This is a genomic window from Paraburkholderia terricola (genome assembly GCF_900142195.1).
Lineage (GTDB): Bacteria > Pseudomonadota > Gammaproteobacteria > Burkholderiales > Burkholderiaceae > Paraburkholderia > Paraburkholderia terricola.
Window position 1 is genome coordinate 66,853 of sequence record NZ_FRAB01000015.1, and the last position, 20,898, is coordinate 87,750.

General features: G+C 65.7%; 13 protein-coding genes. 9 read left to right on the forward strand and 4 right to left on the reverse strand.

The features are described from left to right. Nucleotides 1–2,330: 2,330 nt before the first annotated feature. On the reverse strand, nt 2,331–2,870 hold the full coding sequence (locus tag BUE39_RS15280; protein ID WP_073429587.1) for an META domain-containing protein: 540 nt from the start codon (nt 2,868–2,870) through the stop codon (nt 2,331–2,333). A gap of 259 nt (nt 2,871–3,129) precedes the next feature. Between BUE39_RS15280 and purT the strand changes: the two genes are divergently transcribed. The 6 genes from purT (at nt 3,130) to BUE39_RS15310 (ending at nt 10,454) form a co-directional block, all read left to right on the forward strand. Then, a complete protein-coding gene (gene purT, locus BUE39_RS15285) occupies nt 3,130–4,344 on the forward strand; it encodes a formate-dependent phosphoribosylglycinamide formyltransferase (RefSeq protein WP_073429505.1) in 1,215 nt (404 codons plus the stop codon). A gap of 85 nt (nt 4,345–4,429) precedes the next feature. After that, the gene (locus tag BUE39_RS15290) at nt 4,430–4,669 is read left to right on the forward strand and encodes a DUF6726 family protein (protein WP_235004881.1); all 240 of its coding nucleotides are present in this window, start codon (nt 4,430–4,432) and stop codon (nt 4,667–4,669) included. A 93-nt stretch (nt 4,670–4,762) separates the two neighbouring features. Further along, nucleotides 4,763–5,131, forward strand: coding sequence for an MliC family protein (locus BUE39_RS15295; RefSeq protein WP_073429506.1), 369 nt, complete (start codon nt 4,763–4,765; stop codon nt 5,129–5,131). 256 nt (nt 5,132–5,387) lie between these two features. Beyond that, complete coding sequence (locus BUE39_RS15300) at nt 5,388–7,040, forward strand: acetolactate synthase large subunit (protein WP_073429507.1); 1,653 nt, start codon at nt 5,388–5,390, stop codon at nt 7,038–7,040. Between the two features lie 136 nt (nt 7,041–7,176). Next, on the forward strand, nt 7,177–8,613 hold the full coding sequence (locus tag BUE39_RS15305; RefSeq protein ID WP_073429508.1) for an aldehyde dehydrogenase family protein: 1,437 nt from the start codon (nt 7,177–7,179) through the stop codon (nt 8,611–8,613). 377 nt (nt 8,614–8,990) lie between these two features. After that, nucleotides 8,991–10,454 carry a DEAD/DEAH box helicase gene (locus tag BUE39_RS15310; RefSeq protein WP_073429509.1) on the forward strand — a complete coding sequence of 488 codons (1,464 nt, stop codon included), beginning with the start codon at nt 8,991–8,993 and terminating at the stop codon, nt 10,452–10,454. A 30-nt stretch (nt 10,455–10,484) separates the two neighbouring features. Here the strand turns inward: BUE39_RS15310 and gluQRS are convergent, their stop codons facing one another. After that, nucleotides 10,485–11,381 (reverse strand): tRNA glutamyl-Q(34) synthetase GluQRS, encoded by an 897-nt coding sequence (gene gluQRS / locus BUE39_RS15315; RefSeq protein ID WP_073429510.1) that lies wholly within the window; start codon nt 11,379–11,381, stop codon nt 10,485–10,487. 249 nt (nt 11,382–11,630) lie between these two features. Further along, nucleotides 11,631–12,494: a sulfurtransferase gene (locus BUE39_RS15320; protein WP_073429589.1), complete on the reverse strand. Its 864-nt coding sequence runs from the start codon at nt 12,492–12,494 to the stop codon at nt 11,631–11,633. Between the two features lie 395 nt (nt 12,495–12,889). Between BUE39_RS15320 and dnaE the strand changes: the two genes are divergently transcribed. After that, complete coding sequence (gene dnaE / locus BUE39_RS15325) at nt 12,890–16,480, forward strand: DNA polymerase III subunit alpha (RefSeq protein WP_073429511.1); 3,591 nt, start codon at nt 12,890–12,892, stop codon at nt 16,478–16,480. A gap of 40 nt (nt 16,481–16,520) precedes the next feature. Here dnaE and BUE39_RS15330 read toward each other — a convergent pair whose 3' ends face one another. Further along, nucleotides 16,521–17,282, reverse strand: coding sequence for a glycosyltransferase family 2 protein (locus BUE39_RS15330; RefSeq protein ID WP_073429512.1), 762 nt, complete (start codon nt 17,280–17,282; stop codon nt 16,521–16,523). Between the two features lie 350 nt (nt 17,283–17,632). On the opposite strand from BUE39_RS15330, the gene msbA reads away from it, so the two are divergent. Both msbA and BUE39_RS15340 read left to right on the forward strand, forming a co-directional pair. Then, nucleotides 17,633–19,426 carry a lipid A export permease/ATP-binding protein MsbA gene (gene msbA / locus BUE39_RS15335; protein WP_073429513.1) on the forward strand — a complete coding sequence of 598 codons (1,794 nt, stop codon included), beginning with the start codon at nt 17,633–17,635 and terminating at the stop codon, nt 19,424–19,426. Nucleotides 19,427–19,553: 127 nt separating this feature from the next. After that, nucleotides 19,554–20,636 (forward strand): glycosyltransferase family 4 protein, encoded by a 1,083-nt coding sequence (locus tag BUE39_RS15340; protein ID WP_073429590.1) that lies wholly within the window; start codon nt 19,554–19,556, stop codon nt 20,634–20,636. Nucleotides 20,637–20,898 lie beyond the last annotated feature (262 nt).

The following is a 20,898-nucleotide window of genomic DNA, read 5'->3' on the forward strand; positions in this document are numbered from 1 at the left end:
AGGTTCTCTTCATCCGCCGTCGCCGTGGCGGCGGCAGCAAGCTTCGGCGCTGTGACTTGCGAAGGGTTTGCCGGTTGGTCGACGGGCTGCGCCGGTTCGGCGTGCGGATTCGAATGGCTGCCGGCGGTAGCGGCAATTGGCGTCGAGTCGTTCTCGAACGTTGCCGCGTCGGTTGACGCGCCGCTCGCGTGCGACTGCGCTGCGAAGACCTGGAACGGCGTAGGCGTGATGGTCCGCGCCGCTTGCTGCGATGTTTGCACCGATGCGTGCGCGGCGATGGGTTCGCTCGACAGCGGCGGCCGAATCGCCGGCGCTTCGATCGGCCATTGCACGACCGGCTCGTGGCTCGTCGCGGACGACGCCTCGGCCCCGGCTTCGGCTCGCGGCGTGGCGGCCGGCTCTGGCATCGACGGATAGTCCGGGGCGGCGTCGTCGGCCAGGTTCAGCGAAGTTGCGTGCGCGCGGGGCGCCGATGCCGGACTTGTGGCGACCTCACCGTCAAGCGGCGAGCCCACGCTCGATTGCCCGGCTTCTTCAATAGACGGCACGGCGTTCGCCGAAGCCGTCGCAGTTTTCGCGCTGTCGGCACCGCTGTTGCGCGCGAGGCTCACGCCGGCGATGTCCGTCCAGCGCGCGGCGTTTTCCGCGATGCTGCGCAGCGTTTCCTGGACGCTGGCGGGCGGCGTGACCTTCTGCGCTGTCGGCATCGGCCGCGTGTAGCTGGGCGCCGTCGAGGCCGAGCGATGCGTGGCCGGCGTCGACGCGCTGTCGTTTGCGCGCTCGCCAGGCGGGAACGGTTGCCTGGAGATAGTCGAGCGGTTTGTTGGAGCGTCGGCGCTTGTGGCGCCCTGCGTCGCCGACTGATGGCCAACGCGGGTGGCGGAATGGGCGATCGAATTCCCAGCCAGGTTCGCAGCCGTGCCCGTTGCCGCCTGCGCCGTCTTAGCTAGCGCGGCGGCAGCGACTGATGAACCCGCCAAGCCCGCTGCCACACCGGCTAGTCCCGTGCCCGCACCCGGCGATCCCGCTGGCCGTTGCTCGTCGGCCAGGCGGCGGCCAGGCTGTGATGCGCTGTCGCGAGCCGCCGAGCCAGCCGAGCCAGCCGAGTTAGTCGAGCCAGCCGAGCCAGCCGAGCCAGCCGAGCCAGTCGAGTTAGCCGAGCTAAGCGAGCCAGCCGACCCATTGACGCCAAGTGAGCTACTTTGGCCAACCGACCCAACTCCCCCCGCCGCAGCCCCGACCGCGCGCGACGTCTGCTCGCGCAACCATCCAGCCGGCGCGACAGGTTCCGTCGGCATCCATGCAGCCTTGTCCGCGTTTAGCGGTTGCGTCTGCGTCTGCACATGCCGCGGCGGCGTGGCGGTGCCCGTGCGCAAGACCGGCTCGGCTTGCCTACCTGCGCGCGTGCTCGTGCTCGCACCCGCGCGCCAATTCGCACCGGCGCCACGCGTCGCCGCATCCTTGCCCGCCGCCGAGCCGGGCGATGCGATCGCGCCAGCCGAGCCAGGCCCCGCGCCGCGTCCGCTCGCCGGCGGCCGCCACACCGTCGGGCGCGCATAACGTCCATTGCTTTTGGGCGCCATCGTATTGGTGGCCGGCGAGACATGCGACGTCAAACCATCGTCGACGACGCTGCGATGCCGGCGCGCCTCCTCGTCGCGTTTGGCGAGGCCGCGCGACAGGCCGAGGCCGAATGCGCCGTCGGCCCACACCGCCACGTCGCGCCAGCGGAAATCGATCAGCCAGGGCAGGCTGATCGCGAGCAGCGCAAGCGCCGCGAGCGGCGTGCCGATCTGCCCGAGCAGACGGCCGATGCCCGCCGCCAGCGCATGGCCGAAGCCATTCATGCCGGTCGCGGCGATCAGCGAGGCCTCCAGCGTGCAGCTCGCCACGATCACGCAGACGAAGCCGAGCCACAGGCGGATCGTGCCGGGGCCGCGCAAACCCGCGCCGCCCGGCAGCATCGACTTCACGAGCCGCCACAAAAGAGGAATGAACCAGACGGCCGACCCGCCGAACCAGCCGAAAACTACCGTGTGCATGCTAGACATCAACGAATGACGGACGCGCGAAAACGCAATCCGTCGAGTTTAAACCGGCGAAGCACGATGCTTCGAAGGCAGACGCAACTATGTTTGCGTCCAGTGGGAAAGCGGGCCGCCGAGCGGCCCGCCGTCGGTGAAAAATAACGGCTGCCGCGGCAGCCCGCGCGACTTTGGCGGACCGCTCCGATTACAGCCTTGCCGGCGCGGTCCCATGCGCTTAACAGTTTGACCATCGAGCCACCCTGGCAGCCATCTGCCGGACCACCGCGCTTCGCGCGCGGCCGGTCATTTGGCTGCGCGCTCGAACGTCAGCGTGTCGCCGTTGTCGAGCACGAGTTGCATCTGCTGCGGCGCGCGCATTTGAACGCCAGTGCGCTCGATGTGCGTGAGCGCGTTCAGATACGCGCTTTCGATCTGGCCGCCCGGCGTCGCGCATGCCATGCGCGTGCCGCCCAGCGTGCCGAAGCTCAGCTTGCCATCCTTCAGCGCATACGAGCCCATGTAGCGGTTGCAGCCGGAAAAGCCGCTGACGTGGCGCTGACCGGTGGCGGTCGAGAGCGCGAGCGTGATCGGCCCGCCCCGATCCGCGGACGGCACCGCGCGCGCCGTGCCGTCGGCCTGTTTCCAGCCGGCTAGCACCCAGCTCGTGTCGTCGAGTAGCTGCGTGGCGGCGGGGTTGAACGGATCGGGCGCCGGCGCTTCCGAGTCGGGGTGTTTCGGGATCGCACAGGCGCTCAATAGCGCGGCGACGCTCAACGCGGCGATGGCGGTGCGCGCATACGGCGCGAAGCGCGCGGCACGTCGCGCGGAGGAGCTTTGGAGCATGGCGTCGTTCCTCTTCAAACTGGCGAAGGCGTAAGGGTAACGCACTCGGCTCGCCGCGCGCGAGCGCGCCGGCGTGCGCAATGCTGATCGAGCGCATCCGATGCGTTTGCTCGACCCCTGCGCGAACGAACGCGCGGGCGAGCCGCGTGTGTTCGGGCGTTCGGGGCGGGGTCGCGCATGGGGGTGTGCATCGGGGTGCGCATGTTAACATCGTGTTCTCCCCATTCCCACCCTCATCCGACTTTTATCTGGAGACCCCATGCAGATCGGCCAACGGATCGGCACGCCCCTTTCTGGTTCCGCCACGCGCGTGATGCTGCTCGGCGCCGGCGAGCTCGGCAAGGAAGTGATCATCGCGCTGCAACGGCTGGGCGTCGAGGTGATCGCCGTCGACCGTTATCCGAATGCGCCGGGTCACCAGGTCGCGCACCGCTCGCACGTGATCGACATGACCGATCGCGCCGCGCTGCGCGCGCTGGTCGAGCAGGAGCGCCCGCACCTGATCGTCCCCGAGATCGAGGCGATCGCCACCGACGCGCTCGCCGCGATCGAAGCCGACGGTCTCGCCGAAGTGATCCCGACCGCGCGCGCCACGCAGCTCACGATGAACCGCGAAGGCATCCGCCGTCTCGCCGCCGAGGAACTCGGCCTGCCGACCTCGCCCTACGCATTCGCCGATTCGCTCGACGAACTGCGCGCGGGCATCGCCAAGGTCGGCTATCCGTGCGTGGTAAAGCCGGTGATGTCGTCGTCGGGCAAGGGGCAGTCGGTGCTGAGAAGCGACGCCGACGTCGAACCCGCATGGCAATACGCGCTGGCGGGCGGCCGCGTGAATCATGGCCGCGTGATCGTCGAGGGCTTCATCGACTTCGACTATGAAATCACGCAACTCACTGTGCGCGCGATCGATCCGGCGAGCGGCGAAGTCAGCACGTATTTCTGCGACCCGATCGGCCACGTGCAGGTCGCGGGCGATTACGTCGAATCGTGGCAGCCGCAGCCGATGAGCGCGCTCGCGCTCGAACGTTCGCGCGAAGTGGCGCACAAGGTGACGGCCGCGTTGGGCGGGCGGGGCCTGTTCGGCGTGGAACTTTTCGTGCGCGGCGACGACGTATGGTTCTCGGAAGTGAGCCCGCGTCCGCACGACACGGGGCTCGTCACGCTGTGCTCGCAGCGCTTCTCGGAGTTCGAGCTGCACGCGCGTGCGATCCTCGGTTTGCCGGTGGATACGTCGCTGCGGGCGCCGGGTGCGTCGGCGGTGATTTACGGCGGTCTCGACGAAGCGGGCGTCGCCTTCGAAGGCGTCGCCGCGGCGTTGGCCGTGCCGAATGCCGATCTGCGGCTCTTCGGCAAGCCGGAGAGCTTCGTCAAGCGCCGCATGGGCGTGGCGCTCGCCACCGGCGAGAACACGGACGAAGCGCGCTCGCGCGCGAAGCAGGCCGCGGCGGCGGTGCGGCCGGTGTCGGCGAAGTAGGCCGCGGCGTGCATGCCGTCATGGCCGGCTCGCCGCGCAACCTGAATCATTGCAGCCCAGCGCAGTTCATGGAGCAGAGGCAAGTATGACCCCGGAATCCCGCATTCCCCGCATTCCCCGCATTCCGGGTAACGACGCACGACGCGGCATCGTCGGCCGGGTCGGCGCATTCGGCGTGCTGCTCGCGTTGTCCTTCGGCATGACGGGGTGCGGTCTCGCGGCTGCGCCGTGCCGCGTGGCATCGGCCGGCTTGAAGATCGTGCCGCTCGTCGGGCATGTCGCCGCGGTGCCGACCGACGCGTGCGCCGAGGTGATCGATCCATAAGCGGTTCATTGGCAATCGTCAGGCCCGCGCCTCGCGCCGCGACAGACGGCGTGCCGCCTGGCACGATAAGCAAAAAACCAATCGAGGTACCCAATGAAGAAATGGCTGGTTGCGGTAAGCACGGCAGCGGTTCTCGCGGCGCTGTGCGGCAATGCATGGGCGGCGCCGTTGCCTCTCGCCGAGACTCGGACCAAGAACCGACAGACGCATAAATACACCTGCGCCACCGGCAAGATTCTGCAAGTCACGTACTGGAACACGGCGAACGGCCAGAGTTTCGCGCTGGTCCCCGTGAAGGGCCAGCAACTGCTTTTCGTCAACACGTTATCGGCTTCCGGCGCGAAGTATCAGGCCGGCAGCTACACCTGGTGGACCAAGGGTCCGCGCGCGGACCTGTACGACGCGATGGACGGCGAGAACGCGCCGCCCATGATCTCCGACTGCATCACCATCAATCGCTGACCCGATGCGGCGGCCGCGCTCGAACCGCACCGCCGCCTGCCTTGCCTGCCCCTGTCTTGTGGCGCTGCCAGTCGGCGCACATCATTTCCCATCGAGTAGTAAGCTGTCCGGCATGGCGTTAGCCGTTGCGTCGTGCCATGCCGCGCGCCGCCCGCGCGAGCGTCGTCGTGTTCCCGCGCGCTCCCTGCGCCTCTGCTTCATGTCCCTTGGCGGCCGGGCTGACGGCCCGCCTCCGTTTCATCAAACGAGACCCTCCATGAAAGCATCCGACCTGTTCGTCAAATCGCTGGAAGCTGAAGGCGTCGAGTATGTGTTCGGCATTCCCGGCGAGGAAAATCTCGATCTGCTCGAATCGCTGCGCCGCTCGAAAATCCGTCTGATCCTCACGCGCCACGAGCAGGCGGCCGGCTTCATGGCCGCCACTTACGGGCGTCTCACCGGCCGCACCGGCGTGTGTCTCGCCACGCTCGGCCCCGGCGCGACCAACTTCGTGACCGCCGCCGCCTACGCGCAACTGGGCGGCATGCCGATGCTGATGGTCACCGGGCAAAAGCCGATCAAATCGAGCAAGCAGGGGCATTTCCAGATCGTCGACGTGGTGCGGATGATGGAGCCGCTCACCAAGTACACGCGGCAGATCGTGTCGATCGGCAATATTCCGGCGGCGGTGCGCGAAGCGGTTCGTCAGGCGGAAGAAGAACGGCCCGGCGCCACGCACCTCGAATTGCCCGAGGACGTCGCGCACGAAGAGGGCGACGGCAAGCCGATCCCGAAGAGCTACAGCCGCCGTCCGGTGGCCGAGGAAAAGGCGGTGGCGCACGCGGTCGAGGCGATCACGAACGCGAAGCATCCGTTGCTGATGATCGGCGCGGGCGGCAACCGCAAGACCACGACCAGGATGCTGCGCGAATTCGTCGACCAGATCGGCATTCCGTTTTTCACGACGCAGATGGGCAAGGGCGTGATCGACGAATCGCACCCGATGTGGCTCGGCAACGCCACGCTGTCGGACGGCGACTTCGTGCACCGCGCCATCGAGCACGCGGACTGCATCATCAACGTCGGCCACGACGTGATCGAGAAGCCGCCGTTCTTCATGCGCAGCGGCGAGGCGGGCGAGAAGACGGTGATTCACGTGAACTTCCTCGGCGCGGAGGTCGATACCGTGTACTTCCCGCAGATCGAGGTGGTCGGCGACATCGCCAACGCGGTGTGGCAGTTGAAGGAAAGCCTCAAGGCGCGCAAGGAGCATTGGGACTTCACGCGCTTCAAGGAGATCAAGCAGCACTTCGAGGAGCATCTCGTGAAAGGCCAGCACGACGACCGCTTCCCGATGTACCCGGTGCGGATCGTCAACGACGTCTACGAGACCACGCCCGTGGACGGCATCGTGTGTCTGGACAACGGCATGTACAAAATCTGGTTCGCGCGCTACTACCGCGCGCACGAACCGAATTCGCTGCTGCTCGACAACGCGCTGGCTTCGATGGGCGCGGGCTTGCCTTCCGCGATAGCGACCAAGATCGTGCATCCCGACCGCAAGGTCATGGCCGTGTGCGGCGACGGCGGCTTCATGATGAACTCGCAGGAACTGGAAACGGCGGTGCGTCTGAAGCTCGATCTGGTGATCCTGATCTTGCGCGACGACGCGTTCGGCATGATCCGCTGGAAGCAGGAGAACATGAATTTCCCCGACTACGGCATGACGCTGCGCAACCCGGATTTCGTCGCGTATGCCCAGAGCTATGGCGCGCAGGGGCATCGGATCGAATCGGCGGCGGAGTTCGCGCTCCTGCTGCGCGAATGTTTCGCGACGCCCGGCGTGCATGTGATCGATCTGCCGATCGACTATTCCGACAACGAGCGCGTGTTGAATCGCGAGATCAAGCGGCTCTCCGCGCAACTGTGAGCGGTTCGGTGAACCGCTGGCCGGCTTCGCATTGGGTGTGAAACGAGCGTGAATTGAGCGCGGCTGAATGGCGGCAGGGCATGAACGTTTGGCTTCGTTGCTCCTGTTAGCCGGATGCCGCAAAGGAGAACGCGTCATGTTGCAGAAGACTTATCCCTACTACCTCGCCAACGAAGCGGTGGCCGCGAACACCGATCTCGAAGTCACCGATAAATTCAGCGACGAAGTGGCGACCCGCGTGGCGATGGCCGACGCCGCCGCGATCGACAAGGCGATCGGCCACGCCGTCGACGCCATGCCCGCGCTGCGCGCCTTTGCGCCGTTCAAGCGCCAGGCGGTGCTCGAACATTGCGTGAAGCGGTTTCGCGAGCGCTACGACGAACTGGCGCTCGCGCTATGCATCGAAGCCGGCAAGCCGATCAACGACTCCAAGGGCGAAGTCACGCGCCTGATCGACACCTTCAAGGTGGCCGCCGAGGAGGCGGTGCGCATCGATGGGGAAATCGTCAATCTGCAGATTTCGCCGCGCGCAAAGGGCTATCACGGCTACGTCAAGCGTGTGCCGATCGGTCCGTGCTCGTTCATTTCGCCGTTCAATTTTCCGTTGAATCTGACCGCGCACAAGGTCGCGCCGGCGATCGCCGCGGGCGTGCCGTTCGTGCTGAAGCCGGCGAGCCGCACGCCGGTCGGCGCGCTGATCATGGGCGAGATTCTGGCGGAAACCGACTTGCCGAAAGGCGCGTTCTCGATTTTGCCCGCGCATCGCGACGGCGCCGATCTGTTCACCACGGACGAACGTTTCAAGCTGCTGTCGTTCACCGGCTCGCCGGCGGTGGGTTGGGAACTGAAGAAAAAGGCCGGCAAGAAGAAGGTGATTCTGGAACTCGGCGGCAACGCCGCCGCGATCGTCGACGGCGATCAGGGCGAGAAACTCGACTACGTGGTCGAGCGGCTCGCGTTCGGCGCGTTCTATCAGTCGGGGCAGAGCTGCATCGGCGTGCAGCGGATTCTGGTGCACGCGACAGTTTATGAGGCGCTGCGCGAGAAGCTGATCGCCAAGACGAAATCGCTGGTAATGGGTGATCCGAAGGACGAAAAGACCTTCGTCGGGCCGATGATCTCGGAATCGGAGTCCAAACGCCTCGCCGGCTGGATGGAGAGCGCGGTGCTGGCGGGCGCGACAATCGTCGCGGGCGGCAAGGTGGAGGGTGCGATGTTCGAGGCCACGCTGCTTGAGGGCGTCGGGCGCGACACCGATCTGTATCGCAAGGAAGCTTTCGGGCCGGTGGCGATCCTGGAGCGGTTCGACGATTTCGACTCGGCGCTCGCCACCGTCAACGACAGCGACTTCGGCCTGCAAGCCGGCGTGTTCACCGATTCGCTCGCGCACGCGCATCGCGCGTGGGACCTGCTCGAAGTGGGCGGCGTGGTGATCAACGACGTGCCGTCGTTCCGCGTCGACAACATGCCCTATGGCGGCGTGAAGGATTCGGGGCTCGGCCGTGAAGGCGTGCGTTACGCGATCGAGGATATGACCGAGCTGCGCCTGATGGTGATGCGTGAAACGTGGTGAACCGCGATGCCGGCACGCACGGCGAAATCGGCTGTCACGCCACTGTCGCCTGCGCGAACTACGCTCGCCAGCGAGGGATGCCGCCATCCGGCAGGGCGCGGCGCCAGGCGCGTACGAGCAGACCGGCGGCTGGGCCGTCCGCCGGCTTTTGCCCCGTAAGCAGAAAGCCGCCCCATGCGCCATGAGTGTTTTTGCTGGAGTGCTACAATACCGGCCTTTCCGGCGGGTGTTTCCGCCGGCCGGAGCCGGCCGCTCTTTTCCCGCAATATCGACGGGTCCCGTGCGGAACGCCGTGGCTCCGCCTTCATCCTGATGCCCTCTGCGGTTCCGACCGCTGCCGCGCGCACGCGCCAAGCGCATTTTTAGCGAAAGCCACCATGTCCGACACAGCCGTCACGCCCAGCACTGCGACTTTTGATCAATTCGGCCTCGCGCCCGACATCCTGAAAGCCGTCAAGGAATCGGGCTACACCATTCCCACGCCGATTCAGGCGCAGGCGATTCCCGTCGTGCTGGCCGGCCGAGACGTGATGGGCGCCGCGCAGACCGGCACCGGCAAGACCGCGAGCTTCTCGCTGCCGATCATCCAGCGTCTGTTGCCGCAGGCCAGCACGAGCGCATCGCCCGCCCGCCATCCGGTGCGCGCGCTGATCCTCACGCCGACCCGCGAACTGGCCGACCAGGTCGCCGCGAACGTGCAGTCCTACGCGAAGCACACCGCGCTGCGCAGCGCCGTGGTGTTCGGCGGCGTCGATATGAATCCCCAGTCGGAGCAACTGCGCCGCGGCGTCGAAATTCTGATCGCCACGCCGGGCCGTCTGCTCGATCACGTGCAGCAGAAAACCGCCAACCTGGGCCAGGTGCAGATCCTCGTGCTCGACGAAGCCGACCGCATGCTCGACATGGGCTTCCTGCCGGATTTGCAGCGCATCCTGAACCTGCTGCCGAAAGAACGTCAAACGCTGCTGTTTTCGGCCACGTTCTCGGGCGAGATCAAGAAGCTCGCGGCAACCTATCTGCGCGATCCGCAGACGATCGAAGTCGCGCGCAGCAATTCGACCGCGACCAACGTCACGCAAATCGTGTTCGAGGTTCCCGAGGGCGACAAGACCGGCGCGGTCGTTCAATTGATTCGCGAGCGCAGCCTGAAGCAGGTGATCGTGTTCTGCAACAGCAAGATCGGCGCGAGCCGTCTCGCGCGCAGCCTCGAACGCGACGGCGTGATCGCGACCGCGATTCACGGCGACCGCTCGCAAAACGAGCGCATGCAGGCGCTGGACGCGTTCAAGCGCGGCGAAATCGAAGCGTTGGTCGCCACCGACGTGGCGGCGCGCGGTCTCGACATCGCGGAACTGCCTGCGGTGATCAATTTCGATTTGCCGTTCAATGCGGAAGATTATGTGCATCGGATCGGCCGTACCGGCCGGGCCGGCGCTTCCGGCGACGCGTTGTCGCTGTGCAGCCCGAACGAGCGCAAGCAGCTTGCCGATATCGAGAAGCTCATCAAGCGGCCGCTGGAAGTGCAACGCCTGACCGTGGATACGCCGGTGCGGCATCACCACGAAGAGCGCGCGCCGCGCCGTGAGCGCAGCGAGGTTCGTGACGAGCGCGGCGGCCGCCGGCGTTCGGGCGCTCCGTCGGGCTCGTTCGATCGGCCGCATCACCATCGCGCGCAGCCTGTGGACGATTTCTTCCTCAAGCCGTATGAGCCATCGCCTGCTTCGGTTCGCAAGATCGAGGAGGCCGATGCGGCTTCCGCCGCTCCGCAGAAGACGTCTGCGAAGCAGCCGCTGGCTGCGTTGCTGGGCGGCTTCGGCATGCCCAGGAAGTCGTCTTCCTGAGCGGCTGCGGCTTCGAAACCCGCATCGCGTTTACTTGCTTACGCTCATTCGCACGCGCATGCGTGCTGCCCATGCCGCCGTTGCCGCGGTATAAAACCCCTCCAGTGTCCCAAGGGCCTGGCCGCTCAGGTCGAGTCCCAGATGGCGAGCCGCCGCGATCAGCGCTTCGAGCGGTTTGCCGGCATCCAACGCCTGCGCCCCGTTTTGCTTGCTGAGTTTTTCGCCCTGGTCGTTCGTCACGACCGGCACGTGCAGATACTCGGGCGTCGGCGCGCCAAGACAGCGCTGCAAATAAATCTGCCGCGCGGTTGAATCCATCAGGTCCGCGCCTCGCACGATGTGGGTGATGCCCGCGTCAGCGTCATCGACTACCACCGCCAGTTGATAGGCCCATTGGTCGTCCGCGCGTTTCAGGACGAAATCGCCGACCTCGGTAGCGAGGTTCTGCGTCTGCGTGCCCTGCCAGCGGTCTTCGAACGTGATCACGGCGGCCTCGCCGTCGGGCACGCGCAGGCGCCACGCGCGCGCCGGTTTGCCATGCAGACCGTCGCGGCAGGTGCCGGGGTAGGCGAGCGTCGTGTTGCGCGCGTGCGCGTGCAACAGCGAGTCGGCGATTTCCTTGCGCGTGCAGCCGCAGGGATAAACCAGGCCGCGGGCTTTGAGTTGCTCCAGCGCCTGCTCGTAGCGCGCGATGCGTGTGCTTTGCCAGATCGGCGGCTCGTCGGCGTGCATGCCGAAGCGTTCGAGGGTCGCGAGGATGTCCCTGGCGGCGCCTGAGACCGTGCGCGGGCGATCGATGTCCTCGACGCGAACGAGCCATGCGCCGCCATGCGCGCGCGCGTCCAGCCAACTCGCGAGCGCGCTGACCAGCGAGCCGAAATGCAGCGGCCCGGTGGGCGACGGTGCGAAGCGTCCGCGATAGGTCATGGCTCGGATCGATGGTTACGGTGAAAGCGCGGAACGACGTATTGCGTTGCCAGTGTGCGCCGGAAATGGCGGCAAGTTCGCATGGTCCGCCATGAACCAGCCCGCGGCCGGGTTTGAGAGCAATGGGCTCGCTGAAAGCGCCGCCGCAGCCTGAGCACAATTAGCCGCGCTTTCCACGATGGTAGGGTTGGAGCCGCCGCGTGACGTGCTGTCCAAGGCCGGCATTCGTCGCGCCCCGCGACGCAGCCGTCATGCGGCGCGCGCCGCCTTGCTGTCAGGATGACACGCCGGGCACGTCTTGCCCGCGACGTACATTGGCGACGCCTGCGCCTCGGGCGGCACCACGGCGCGGCAGCCGAAGCATTGCACGGTGGCGGTGGGTTCGAGTTGCGGGTTGAGCGCGGTGCGGTAATCGAACACGAAGCAGTCGCCGTGATAGTGAGCGCCGCCCACTTCCTCGAAATACTTCAGGATGCCGCCTTCCAGCTGATACACGTTCTCGATGCCGACTTCCTTCATGTGGATCGCCGCCTTCTCGCAGCGAATCCCGCCGGTGCAGAACGACACGACCGTCTTGCCCTCGAGATCGGCGCGGTTCTGCTCGATCACTTCAGGAAACTCGCTGAATTTCGTGATGCGGTAGTCGAGCGCGTTCTCGAACGTGCCGACGTCGACTTCGAACGCGTTGCGCGTGTCGAGCATCACGACCGGACGGCCCTGATCGTCGTGGCCGCGATCCAGCCAGCTTTTCAGCGTGGGCGCGTCGACGAACGGCGCGCGGCCGAGCTCCGGACGGATCGCCGGCTTTTTCATCGTGATGATCTCGCGCTTGAGCTTGACCAGCATGCGGCGAAACGGCTGCTTCTCCGAGAGGCTTTCCTTGAATTGCAGATTCGCGAACTTGCCTTCGAACAGCGCGTCGTGACGGATGTAGTCGATGAACGCGTCCGCGGCTTCGCGGCTGCCGGCGACGAACAGGTTGATGCCTTCCGGCGCCAGCAGAATCGTGCCGCGCAGGCCAAGCGCGTCGCAGCGCTCGGTGACGAACGGGCGCCATGCGGCGGTGTCTTCGATGGTCGCGAAGTGATACGCGGCGAGATTGACGATGCTCATGTATGTCCAGCGGTAATCAGTGGCCAGCGCCGTGGAAAACGGGGCGCATGAAGGCGCCCGCATCTGAATGCCATGCGGCGCGGCCATGTCGAATGGGGAAACTCGTATTATCCCTCAAGCCGGGGCTGGGCTCGACTCTGCCGAATGGCCAGGCGGTTGCGATAGCGCAAGGCGCGCGCGAACTTGCAGCGGTTTGCCCGCTCCGCTGGGGGACGCATTGCGGTTTTGCCGCGGCTTGTCCGTGACGAGCGGGCGGGCCGCGCCGCTTCCGTGTCGGCGGCGAAACCGGTCAGCGGCCCGCAGAACACCCGCGCAAGCCGTTCCCGAATTCGCGCCCTAAGCCGAACGGCTAACGCGCGCTTTTGGCCTGAAAACTCCGGAATGGTGGAGTTACAATGTCGCCCATGTCAGATCCCCGCTTCGTTCATCTCCGCGTCCACTCCGAATTCTCGATTGCCGATGGCATCGTGCGTCTTGACGACATCGTCAAGGCGGCTGCCAAAGACGGTCAGGGTGCGCTCGCTCTCACCGATCTCGGCAACGCGTTCGGCCTCGTCCGTTTCTATAAGGAAGCCCGCGGCAAAGGGGTCAAACCCATTGCCGGCTGCGACGTCTGGATCACCAATCCCGACGACCGCGACAAGCCTTCCCGTTTGCTGCTGCTGGTGAAAGACCGGCGCGGCTACCTGAATCTGTGTGAGCTGCTCAGCAAGGCGTCGCTCACGAATCAGTATCGCGGCCGCGCCGAAATCGAGGCCGGCTGGCTCGAATCCGGCCTGGGCGAAGGCTTGCTCGCCTTGTCGGGCGCCCAGCAGGGCGATATCGGTCTCGCGCTCGCCGCGGGTAACGAGGAAGCGGCGAAGCGCAACGCGTTGCATTGGGCGAAGGTGTTTCCGGGCGGCTTCTATATCGAGTTGCAGCGTTGCGCCCAGCCGGGCGGCGAGCAGTATGTGCGGCAGGCCGTCACGCTCGCCGCGGCGCTGAAGTTGCCGGTGGTCGCCACGCATCCCATGCAGTTCATGACGCCGGACGACTTCACCGCGCACGAAGCGCGCGTGTGTATTTCCGAAGGCGACATCCTCGCGAATCCGCGCCGCCAGAAGCGCTTCACGCCGGAACAGTATTTCCGCACCCAGCAAGAAATGGCCGCGCTGTTCGCGGACATTCCGTCGGCGCTCGCCAATACCGTTGAAATCGCCAAGCGCTGCAACCTCACGCTGGAACTCGGCAAGCCCAAACTGCCACTGTTTCCCACGCCCGACGGCATGTCGCTCGACGACTACCTCGTGCATCTGTCGAAAGAGGGCCTTGAAAAGCGCCTCGAGCAGTTGTACCCGGACCCCGCCGAGCGCGAAGCGCAGCGCGAAACGTATTACCAGCGCCTCGAATTCGAGTGCGGCACGATCATCAAGATGGGCTTTCCGGGCTACTTCCTGATCGTCGCGGACTTCATCAACTGGGCGAAGAACAACGGCGTGCCGGTCGGGCCGGGCCGGGGCTCGGGCGCGGGCTCGCTGGTCGCCTACGCGCTCGGCGTGACCGACCTCGATCCGCTGCGCTACAACCTGCTGTTCGAACGTTTCCTGAATCCTGAACGGGTGTCGATGCCCGACTTCGACATCGACTTCTGCCAGCACGGCCGCGACCGCGTGATCCAGTACGTGAAGGAAAAGTACGGCGCGGACGCGGTGTCGCAGATCGCCACCTTCGGCACGATGGCGGCGAAGGCGGCGGTGCGCGACATCGGCCGGGTGCTCGATCTGGGCTACATGTTCACCGACGGCATCGCCAAGCTGATCCCGTTCAAGCCGGGCAAGCACGTCACCATCGCCGACGCGATGAAGGAAGAGCCGCTGTTGCAGGAGCGCTTCGACAACGAAGACGAAGTGCATCAGCTACTCGAACTCGCGCAGCGCGTGGAAGGCTTGACGCGTAACGTCGGCATGCACGCGGGCGGCGTGCTGATCGCGCCCGGCAAGCTCACCGATTTCTGCCCGCTCTATACGCAGGGCGACGAAAGCGGCGTGGTCAGCCAGTACGACAAGGACGACGTCGAAGCGGTCGGCCTCGTGAAGTTCGACTTTTTGGGTCTCACCACGCTGACCATTCTCGACTGGGCCGAGCGCTATATCCGCCGTCTCGATCCGTCGAAGAAAGACTGGTCGCTCGCGCAGGTGCCGCTCGACGATCCCGCGTCGTTCTCGATCCTGAAGAAAGCGAATACGGTCGCCGTGTTCCAGTTGGAAAGCCGCGGCATGCAAGGCATGCTGAAAGACGCGCAGCCCGACCGCTTCGAGGACATCATCGCGCTCGTCGCGTTGTACCGTCCGGGCCCGATGGACCTGATCCCGAGCTTCTGCGCCCGCAAGCACGGCCGCGAAGTGGTGGAGTATCCCGATCCGCGCGTGGAACCTGTTCTGAAAGAGACCTACGGCATCATGGTCTACCAGGAGCAGGTGATGCAGATGGCGCAGATCATCGGCGGCTACTCGCTGGGCGGCGCCGACCTGCTGCGTCGCGCGATGGGCAAGAAGAAGGCCGAGGAAATGGCCGAGCACCGCGCGCTGTTTCGCGAAGGCGCGGCGAAGAACGGCCTGACCGGCGAGAAAGCCGACGAAATCTTCGACTTGATGGAGAAGTTCGCGGGTTACGGCTTCAATAAGTCGCACGCGGCCGCGTATGCGCTGCTGGCGTACTACACCGCTTGGCTCAAGGCGCATCATCCGGCGGAATTCATGGCGGCCAATATGTCGCTCGCCATGGACGACACGGAGAAGGTCAAGATCCTGTTCGAGGACTGTCTCGCGAACAAGATGGCGGTGCTGCCGCCGGACGTGAATCTGTCGGCGTACCGCTTCGAGCCGGTCGCGGAACCGGACGGCAAACGCTCGAAAACCATCCGCTACGGTCTGGGCGCGATCAAGGGCAGCGGCCAGAATGCGATCGAGGAAATCCTGCGTGCGCGCGAAGATGGTCCGTTCATCGACATCTTCGATTTCTGCAACCGTGTCGACCGCCGCGTCGTCAATCGCCGCACGGTGGAAGCATTGATTCGCGCCGGCGCGTTCGACACCTTGCATGCGAATCGCGCGCAACTGATCGCATCCGTTTCGCTCGCGATGGAAGCGGCCGAGCAGGCGAGCGCTAACGCCATGCAGGCGGGTCTGTTCGACATGGGCGACGCGCCGTCGCAAGGTCACGAACTGGTCGACGAACCGGAATGGCCGGAAAAGAAGAAGCTGCAGGAAGAGAAGGCCGCGCTCGGCTTCTACCTGTCGGGCCATCTGTTCGACGCGTACAAGAACGAGGTGCGCCGCTTCGTGCGCCAGAAGATCGGCGAATTGAAAGAAGGGCGGGACAAGCTGGTCGCGGGTGTGATCGCGTCGCTGCGCACGCAGATGACCCAGCGCGGCAAGATGCTGATCGCCGTGCTCGACGACGGCACCGGCCAATGCGAAGTGACGGTATTCAACGAGATCTTCGAAGCGCACAAGCAGTTGTTCAGGGAAGACGAACTGCTGGTCGTGCAAGGCCAGGCGCGCAACGACGCATTCACCGGCGGCATCCGCTTCACCGTCGATACGGTGATGGATCTCGGCCGCGCGCGCTGCCGTTACGCCGAGGCCGTCAAGGTGCAGATGAACGGCAACGCGGACGCGCTGGCGCTGCGGCGCGTGCTCGAAGCGCATAGCGCGGACAAGGACGAGCCGCAAGCGGCCGCGGCCCCGGCGGCTTCATCGCGAAGCGGCGGCGGCAATGGCAACGGCGGCGGCCGTAACGGTGGCGGATATGGCGGCGGTGACAATGGCCGTCAGCGGCAGGCGGTGCAGATTCCGAACGGGCTTGCCGTGCAGGTGGTGTATCGCAGCCAGAACGCTGAAGGCGCCATGCGGTTGGGCGACGCCTGGCGCGTGAAGCCGACCGACGAATTGCTCGCTGCCTTGCGCGGCGAGTTCGCGGGAAGCTCGATCGAGATCGTTTATTGACGTGGCTTGCCCGCGCGGCTTAGCGGGCCAAGCCGGTCTTTCACAAGGGCTTGTCGTTTCCCAGGCGCGCCAGCTTCAAAAACCGGTAGTACACCGTTTCCGCATTGAACACCGCGATCATGAAGCCGGCGCGGCCGTCCAGAAACCCGCGCCGTAGCACATAGGTCCGCACGAACGCCCAGGCGCCGCGCCCGAGCGCCTTGCCGAAACTGCCGCGCTTGCCCGCCGCATGGCGTTGTTGCGCGCCGGCTGTCGAATAGGCGTCGAGTTTGCGCAGCACGCCTTCGAAGTCCTCGTAGGAGTAGTGCATCAGCTTGCCGGTGAGGCGCTGCGCCGGCGTGTCGAATACGAGGCGCTCATGCACGAGGTCGTCGGAGAAACGCGCGGCGCCCCGTTTGAACAGACGCGGAATCCAGTCGGGATACCAGCCGCTGTGATGAATCCAATGACCGCAAAAGCTCGACAGGCGATCAACCGCATAGACGTCGGCGGTGGGCGCGGCGAGCGCCGCGCGAATTGCCGAGGCCAGTTCCACCGAGACGATTTCGTCGGCGTCGATCGAGAGAATCCAACGGGTGGTGAGCGCGTCCACGGCGCGGTTCTTTTGCGGGCCGAAGCCCGGCCAGTCGGTTTGTTGGAGCACGCGGGCGCCGTGCGCGCGGGCGATGTCGGCGGTGCCGTCGGTGCTGCCGCCGTCGATCACGACGATCTGATCGGCGAAGGCCACGGCTTGCAGGCATTCGGCCAGCCGCGCCGCCGCGTTTTTGGTGATGATGGCGACGCCGAGGGTGGTTTCTTGCATACCTGGAATGCGTGGAGAGGGGCGAACGTTGGAGCGAGTCGAGCAAGCGTGGCGCAAGTATACACAGCGCGACACAGCACGATACGCAGCGCGGCGCCCGCGGGCACGGGCCTTGGTGCTCGCGGCCCGACACCACGTCACGCTTCACGCCAGCCCCCATCAGGGCCAAAGCTCACCCGGCGCGAAGCCTCGCCACTGAAGCCAAGCCTCACCCCCCGATCCGCGCAATCGGGCCGATCCCTATCGGCGGCCGTCATCCTCAAGCGTTTACAATGCTTCTTTTTTGATATTCCGCGCGGCAGGCGTTCGGCCCAGCGCGCGGTTGCCGTTCCGCATTCCCAGAGGATTCCTTGAGCGCGAAGCCTACGTTGAGCAAACCCATCGGTTCAGGTGAGGCATCGTCGCCTGCCGTCGTCTTGCGGCGTTTGTGGCCGTATATCAAGCCGCTCATCTGGGTGCTGACCGGCGCGGTGGTCGCAATGGCCGTCAGCGCAGGCACCGACGCCGCGATTCCCGCGCTCCTCAAGCCGCTGCTGGACAAGGGTTTCGGCGCGCACGCCAACGACAACGCCAAGTGGCTCGTGCCGATCGCGGTGGTCGGCCTCGCGCTGATACGCGGCCTGTCCCAATACGCATCCGGCTATCTGCTCGCCTACGTGTCGAACAAGATCCTGCTCGAACTGCGCCTGAAGATGTTCGACCGGATGATTCACACCGGCGTCTCGTTCTTCCAGCGCGAAACCGCGAGCACGGTCATCAATGCGATCGTCTTCGAGGTCAATCAGATCCTCAACGTGCTGCTGAGCGTGCTCGTCACGCTGGTGCGCGATTCGCTGACGGTGCTGTTCCTGCTCGGCTATCTGTTCTATCTGAACTGGCGTCTGACGCTGATCGTCGCGGTGCTGCTGCCGGGCATCGGCTGGCTGGTGAGCAAGATCAACCGCCGCTTGCGGCGCCTGAACCGCGAGCATCAAATGCTCACCAACGAGCTGTCGTACATCGTCGAGGAGACGGTGGGCGGCTACAAGGTCGTCAAGGTGCACAACGGCGAGCAGTACGAGATCGACCGCTTCACGTCGATGAGCAAGCGCCTGCGCGGCTACGCGATGCGCATGACGGTCTCGGGCGGCCTCGCGCAACCGTTGACGCAGTTCCTCGCGTCGATCGCGCTTGCCGTCGTGATCACGATCGCGGTGGTGCAGTCGTCGTCGGACCAGACCACGGTCGGCGGCTTTGTCGCGTTCGTCACGTCGATGCTGCTGATCATCTCGCCGCTGAAGCATCTGATGGACGTGAACCAGCCGCTGCAACGCGGCATGACGGCGTGCGAGCTGATCTTCGGCCTGATCGACGAACCCTCGGAACCGGCCGGCGGCGGCAAGACGCTCGAACGCGCGCGCGGCGAGGTCGAATTCCGCGAGGTGTCGTTCAGCTACGGCAGCAATGCCACGCACAAGCGCCACACGCTCGACAAGGTGTCGTTCAAGGTCGCGCCGGGCGAGATGGTGGCGCTCGCGGGCCCGTCCGGCAGCGGCAAGACCACGCTGGTCAATCTGCTGCCGCGCTTTTTCGATCCGACCGGCGGCGAGATTCTGGTCGACGGCGTGGCGCTGCCGGAATACGGCCTGCACGCGCTGCGCAGCCAGATCGCGATGGTGAGCCAGGACGTCGTGCTGTTCAACGACACCGTCGCCAACAACGTCGCGTATGGCCAGACAGCCGATCCGGCAAAGGTCGAGGCGGCGTTGCGCGCGGCCAACCTGTGGGACACCGTCGAGGCGATGCCCAGCGGTATCGAGACGCTGGTCGGCGACAACGGCATGATGCTCTCGGGCGGTCAGCGGCAGCGCCTGGCGATCGCGCGCGCGATCTACAAGGACGCGCCGATCCTGATCCTCGACGAAGCCACCTCGGCGCTGGATTCCGAGTCCGAACGCCACGTGCAGGCGGCGCTGGAAACGCTGATGAAAGGGCGCACGACGCTCGTCATCGCGCACCGCTTGTCGACCATCGAGCGCGCCAACCGCATTCTGGTGATGGAGGCGGGGCGCATCGTCGAGAGCGGCAGTCATCGTGAACTGCTGGCAAAAGACGGGCTCTATGCGCATCTGCACCGCATCCAGTTCCAGCAGAACGCGGCGTGAGCGTGTCGGGCCACTATCGACCCGCGCGGCCGACATGCGGCGTGTCGCGGGATAAAGCCAGCCTCGCTTCGGGCTCGCGGCATTCAATCCACATTTCCCCGGCGCCCCTCGCGCGTTTCTTTGCATGATGAAAATCGGAGTGTCCAGTAATGCGCTGAAACACAGCGGCGGCCTCGAGCGGTATGCAATGGACCTGGTGCGGGGCTTTGCCGCTGCCGGCATCGAACTGGCGTTCTTTGCGCGCCGCTTCGACATGTCGTTGCCGGAGGCGCGCATGGTCGAGCCGCATCGTATCCGCGTGTCGTTTCTGCCGGGCAAGCTGCGCGAGCGCTGGTTTTCGTGGCGGCTGCGCCGGGCGCGCCGCGCGGCCGGCGTCGACGTGCTGATCGGCTGCAACCGCGTCGACTCGTCCGAGATTGCGATTTGCGGCGGCACGCACCTCGGCTTTCTGCGCGCCACCGGACGTGCGCCAAAGCGTTCGGACCGCTGGCAGATCGCGCTGGAGCGGCGCCAGTACGAACGGGCGAGCGTGATCGTCGCGCACTCCCAGTTGATGCACGATGAGTTGCGCGAACTGTATGGCGTGGATGAGCAGAAAATCCGCGTGCTGTACCCGCCGGTCGACGGCGCGCGCTTCGCCCCGATCGACGCGGCCCAACGCATGGCGCTGCGCCGCAGGTTCGGATTCGCCGACCATGAGATCGTGCTGCTCTTTCCGTCCAGCAGTCATGAGCGCAAGGGCTTGCCGCTGATCGAAGCCGCCTTGCGCGACACCGCCTTGCCGGTGGTGCTCGCGGTCGCGGGACGGCCGCCCGAGCACACCTCCGCGCGGGTGCGCTACATCGGCTACGTGAAAGATATCGAGGACGGCTACCGCGCCGCCGATTTCACGATTCTCGCGTCGAAATACGAGCCGTTCGGGCTGGTCGGTGTGGAGTCGGCCATGTGCGGGACGCCGGTGATTCTGCCGGCGAGCGTCGGGTGCTGCGATGCGATCGCGCCGCACGCCAAGTTCGTGTTCGCTGCGGGCGATGTCGCCGACTTGCGCGCGACGCTCGAGCGCGCGGTGCGAGGGCGGCTCACGATTCAGCAATCCCAACCGCGATGGCAGTCGGAACTGGCTCGCGACGCCGTGCTTTACGACACGAGCGTCGCCGGCCACGCCGACGCCTTACTTGCGCTGGCAACGTATATCCGCGGCGCAAATTGACAGCGCATGCGCGCGGCGGCGGGGGCTTGGCGCGCACCCGTCATGGTCGCGCCAAGCCGCGCCGGTTCTACGTTCCAGCCATCGTGCATGATATAGTTTCGGGTTATAAAAGCATGGGTCTCAGCCCTGACCGACTACTCAATTGTCTTCACTGCGCTTCCAATGTCGGGGTGATTCGGCGGGTGCCGCAAGGCGCGCAGCGTCTGACTGCTCCGGTGGTGCCGTGTGCGGTTCGAAGGCATGGGAGCGGAAGTCAACGACA

What these genes read in the sequence shown, in the direction of transcription:
- BUE39_RS15280 (WP_073429587.1), bottom strand. Translation starts at nt 2,870, where the DNA reads ATGCTCCAAAGCTCCTCCGCGCGACGTGCCGCGCGCTTCGCGCCGTAT.
- purT (WP_073429505.1), top strand. Translation starts at nt 3,130, where the DNA reads ATGCAGATCGGCCAACGGATCGGCACGCCCCTTTCTGGTTCCGCCACG.
- BUE39_RS15290 (WP_235004881.1), top strand. Translation starts at nt 4,430, where the DNA reads ATGACCCCGGAATCCCGCATTCCCCGCATTCCCCGCATTCCGGGTAAC.
- BUE39_RS15295 (WP_073429506.1), top strand. Translation starts at nt 4,763, where the DNA reads ATGAAGAAATGGCTGGTTGCGGTAAGCACGGCAGCGGTTCTCGCGGCG.
- BUE39_RS15300 (WP_073429507.1), top strand. Translation starts at nt 5,388, where the DNA reads ATGAAAGCATCCGACCTGTTCGTCAAATCGCTGGAAGCTGAAGGCGTC.
- BUE39_RS15305 (WP_073429508.1), top strand. Translation starts at nt 7,177, where the DNA reads ATGTTGCAGAAGACTTATCCCTACTACCTCGCCAACGAAGCGGTGGCC.
- BUE39_RS15310 (WP_073429509.1), top strand. Translation starts at nt 8,991, where the DNA reads ATGTCCGACACAGCCGTCACGCCCAGCACTGCGACTTTTGATCAATTC.
- gluQRS (WP_073429510.1), bottom strand. Translation starts at nt 11,381, where the DNA reads ATGACCTATCGCGGACGCTTCGCACCGTCGCCCACCGGGCCGCTGCAT.
- BUE39_RS15320 (WP_073429589.1), bottom strand. Translation starts at nt 12,494, where the DNA reads ATGAGCATCGTCAATCTCGCCGCGTATCACTTCGCGACCATCGAAGAC.
- dnaE (WP_073429511.1), top strand. Translation starts at nt 12,890, where the DNA reads ATGTCGCCCATGTCAGATCCCCGCTTCGTTCATCTCCGCGTCCACTCC.
- BUE39_RS15330 (WP_073429512.1), bottom strand. Translation starts at nt 17,282, where the DNA reads ATGCAAGAAACCACCCTCGGCGTCGCCATCATCACCAAAAACGCGGCG.
- BUE39_RS15340 (WP_073429590.1), top strand. Translation starts at nt 19,554, where the DNA reads ATGAAAATCGGAGTGTCCAGTAATGCGCTGAAACACAGCGGCGGCCTC.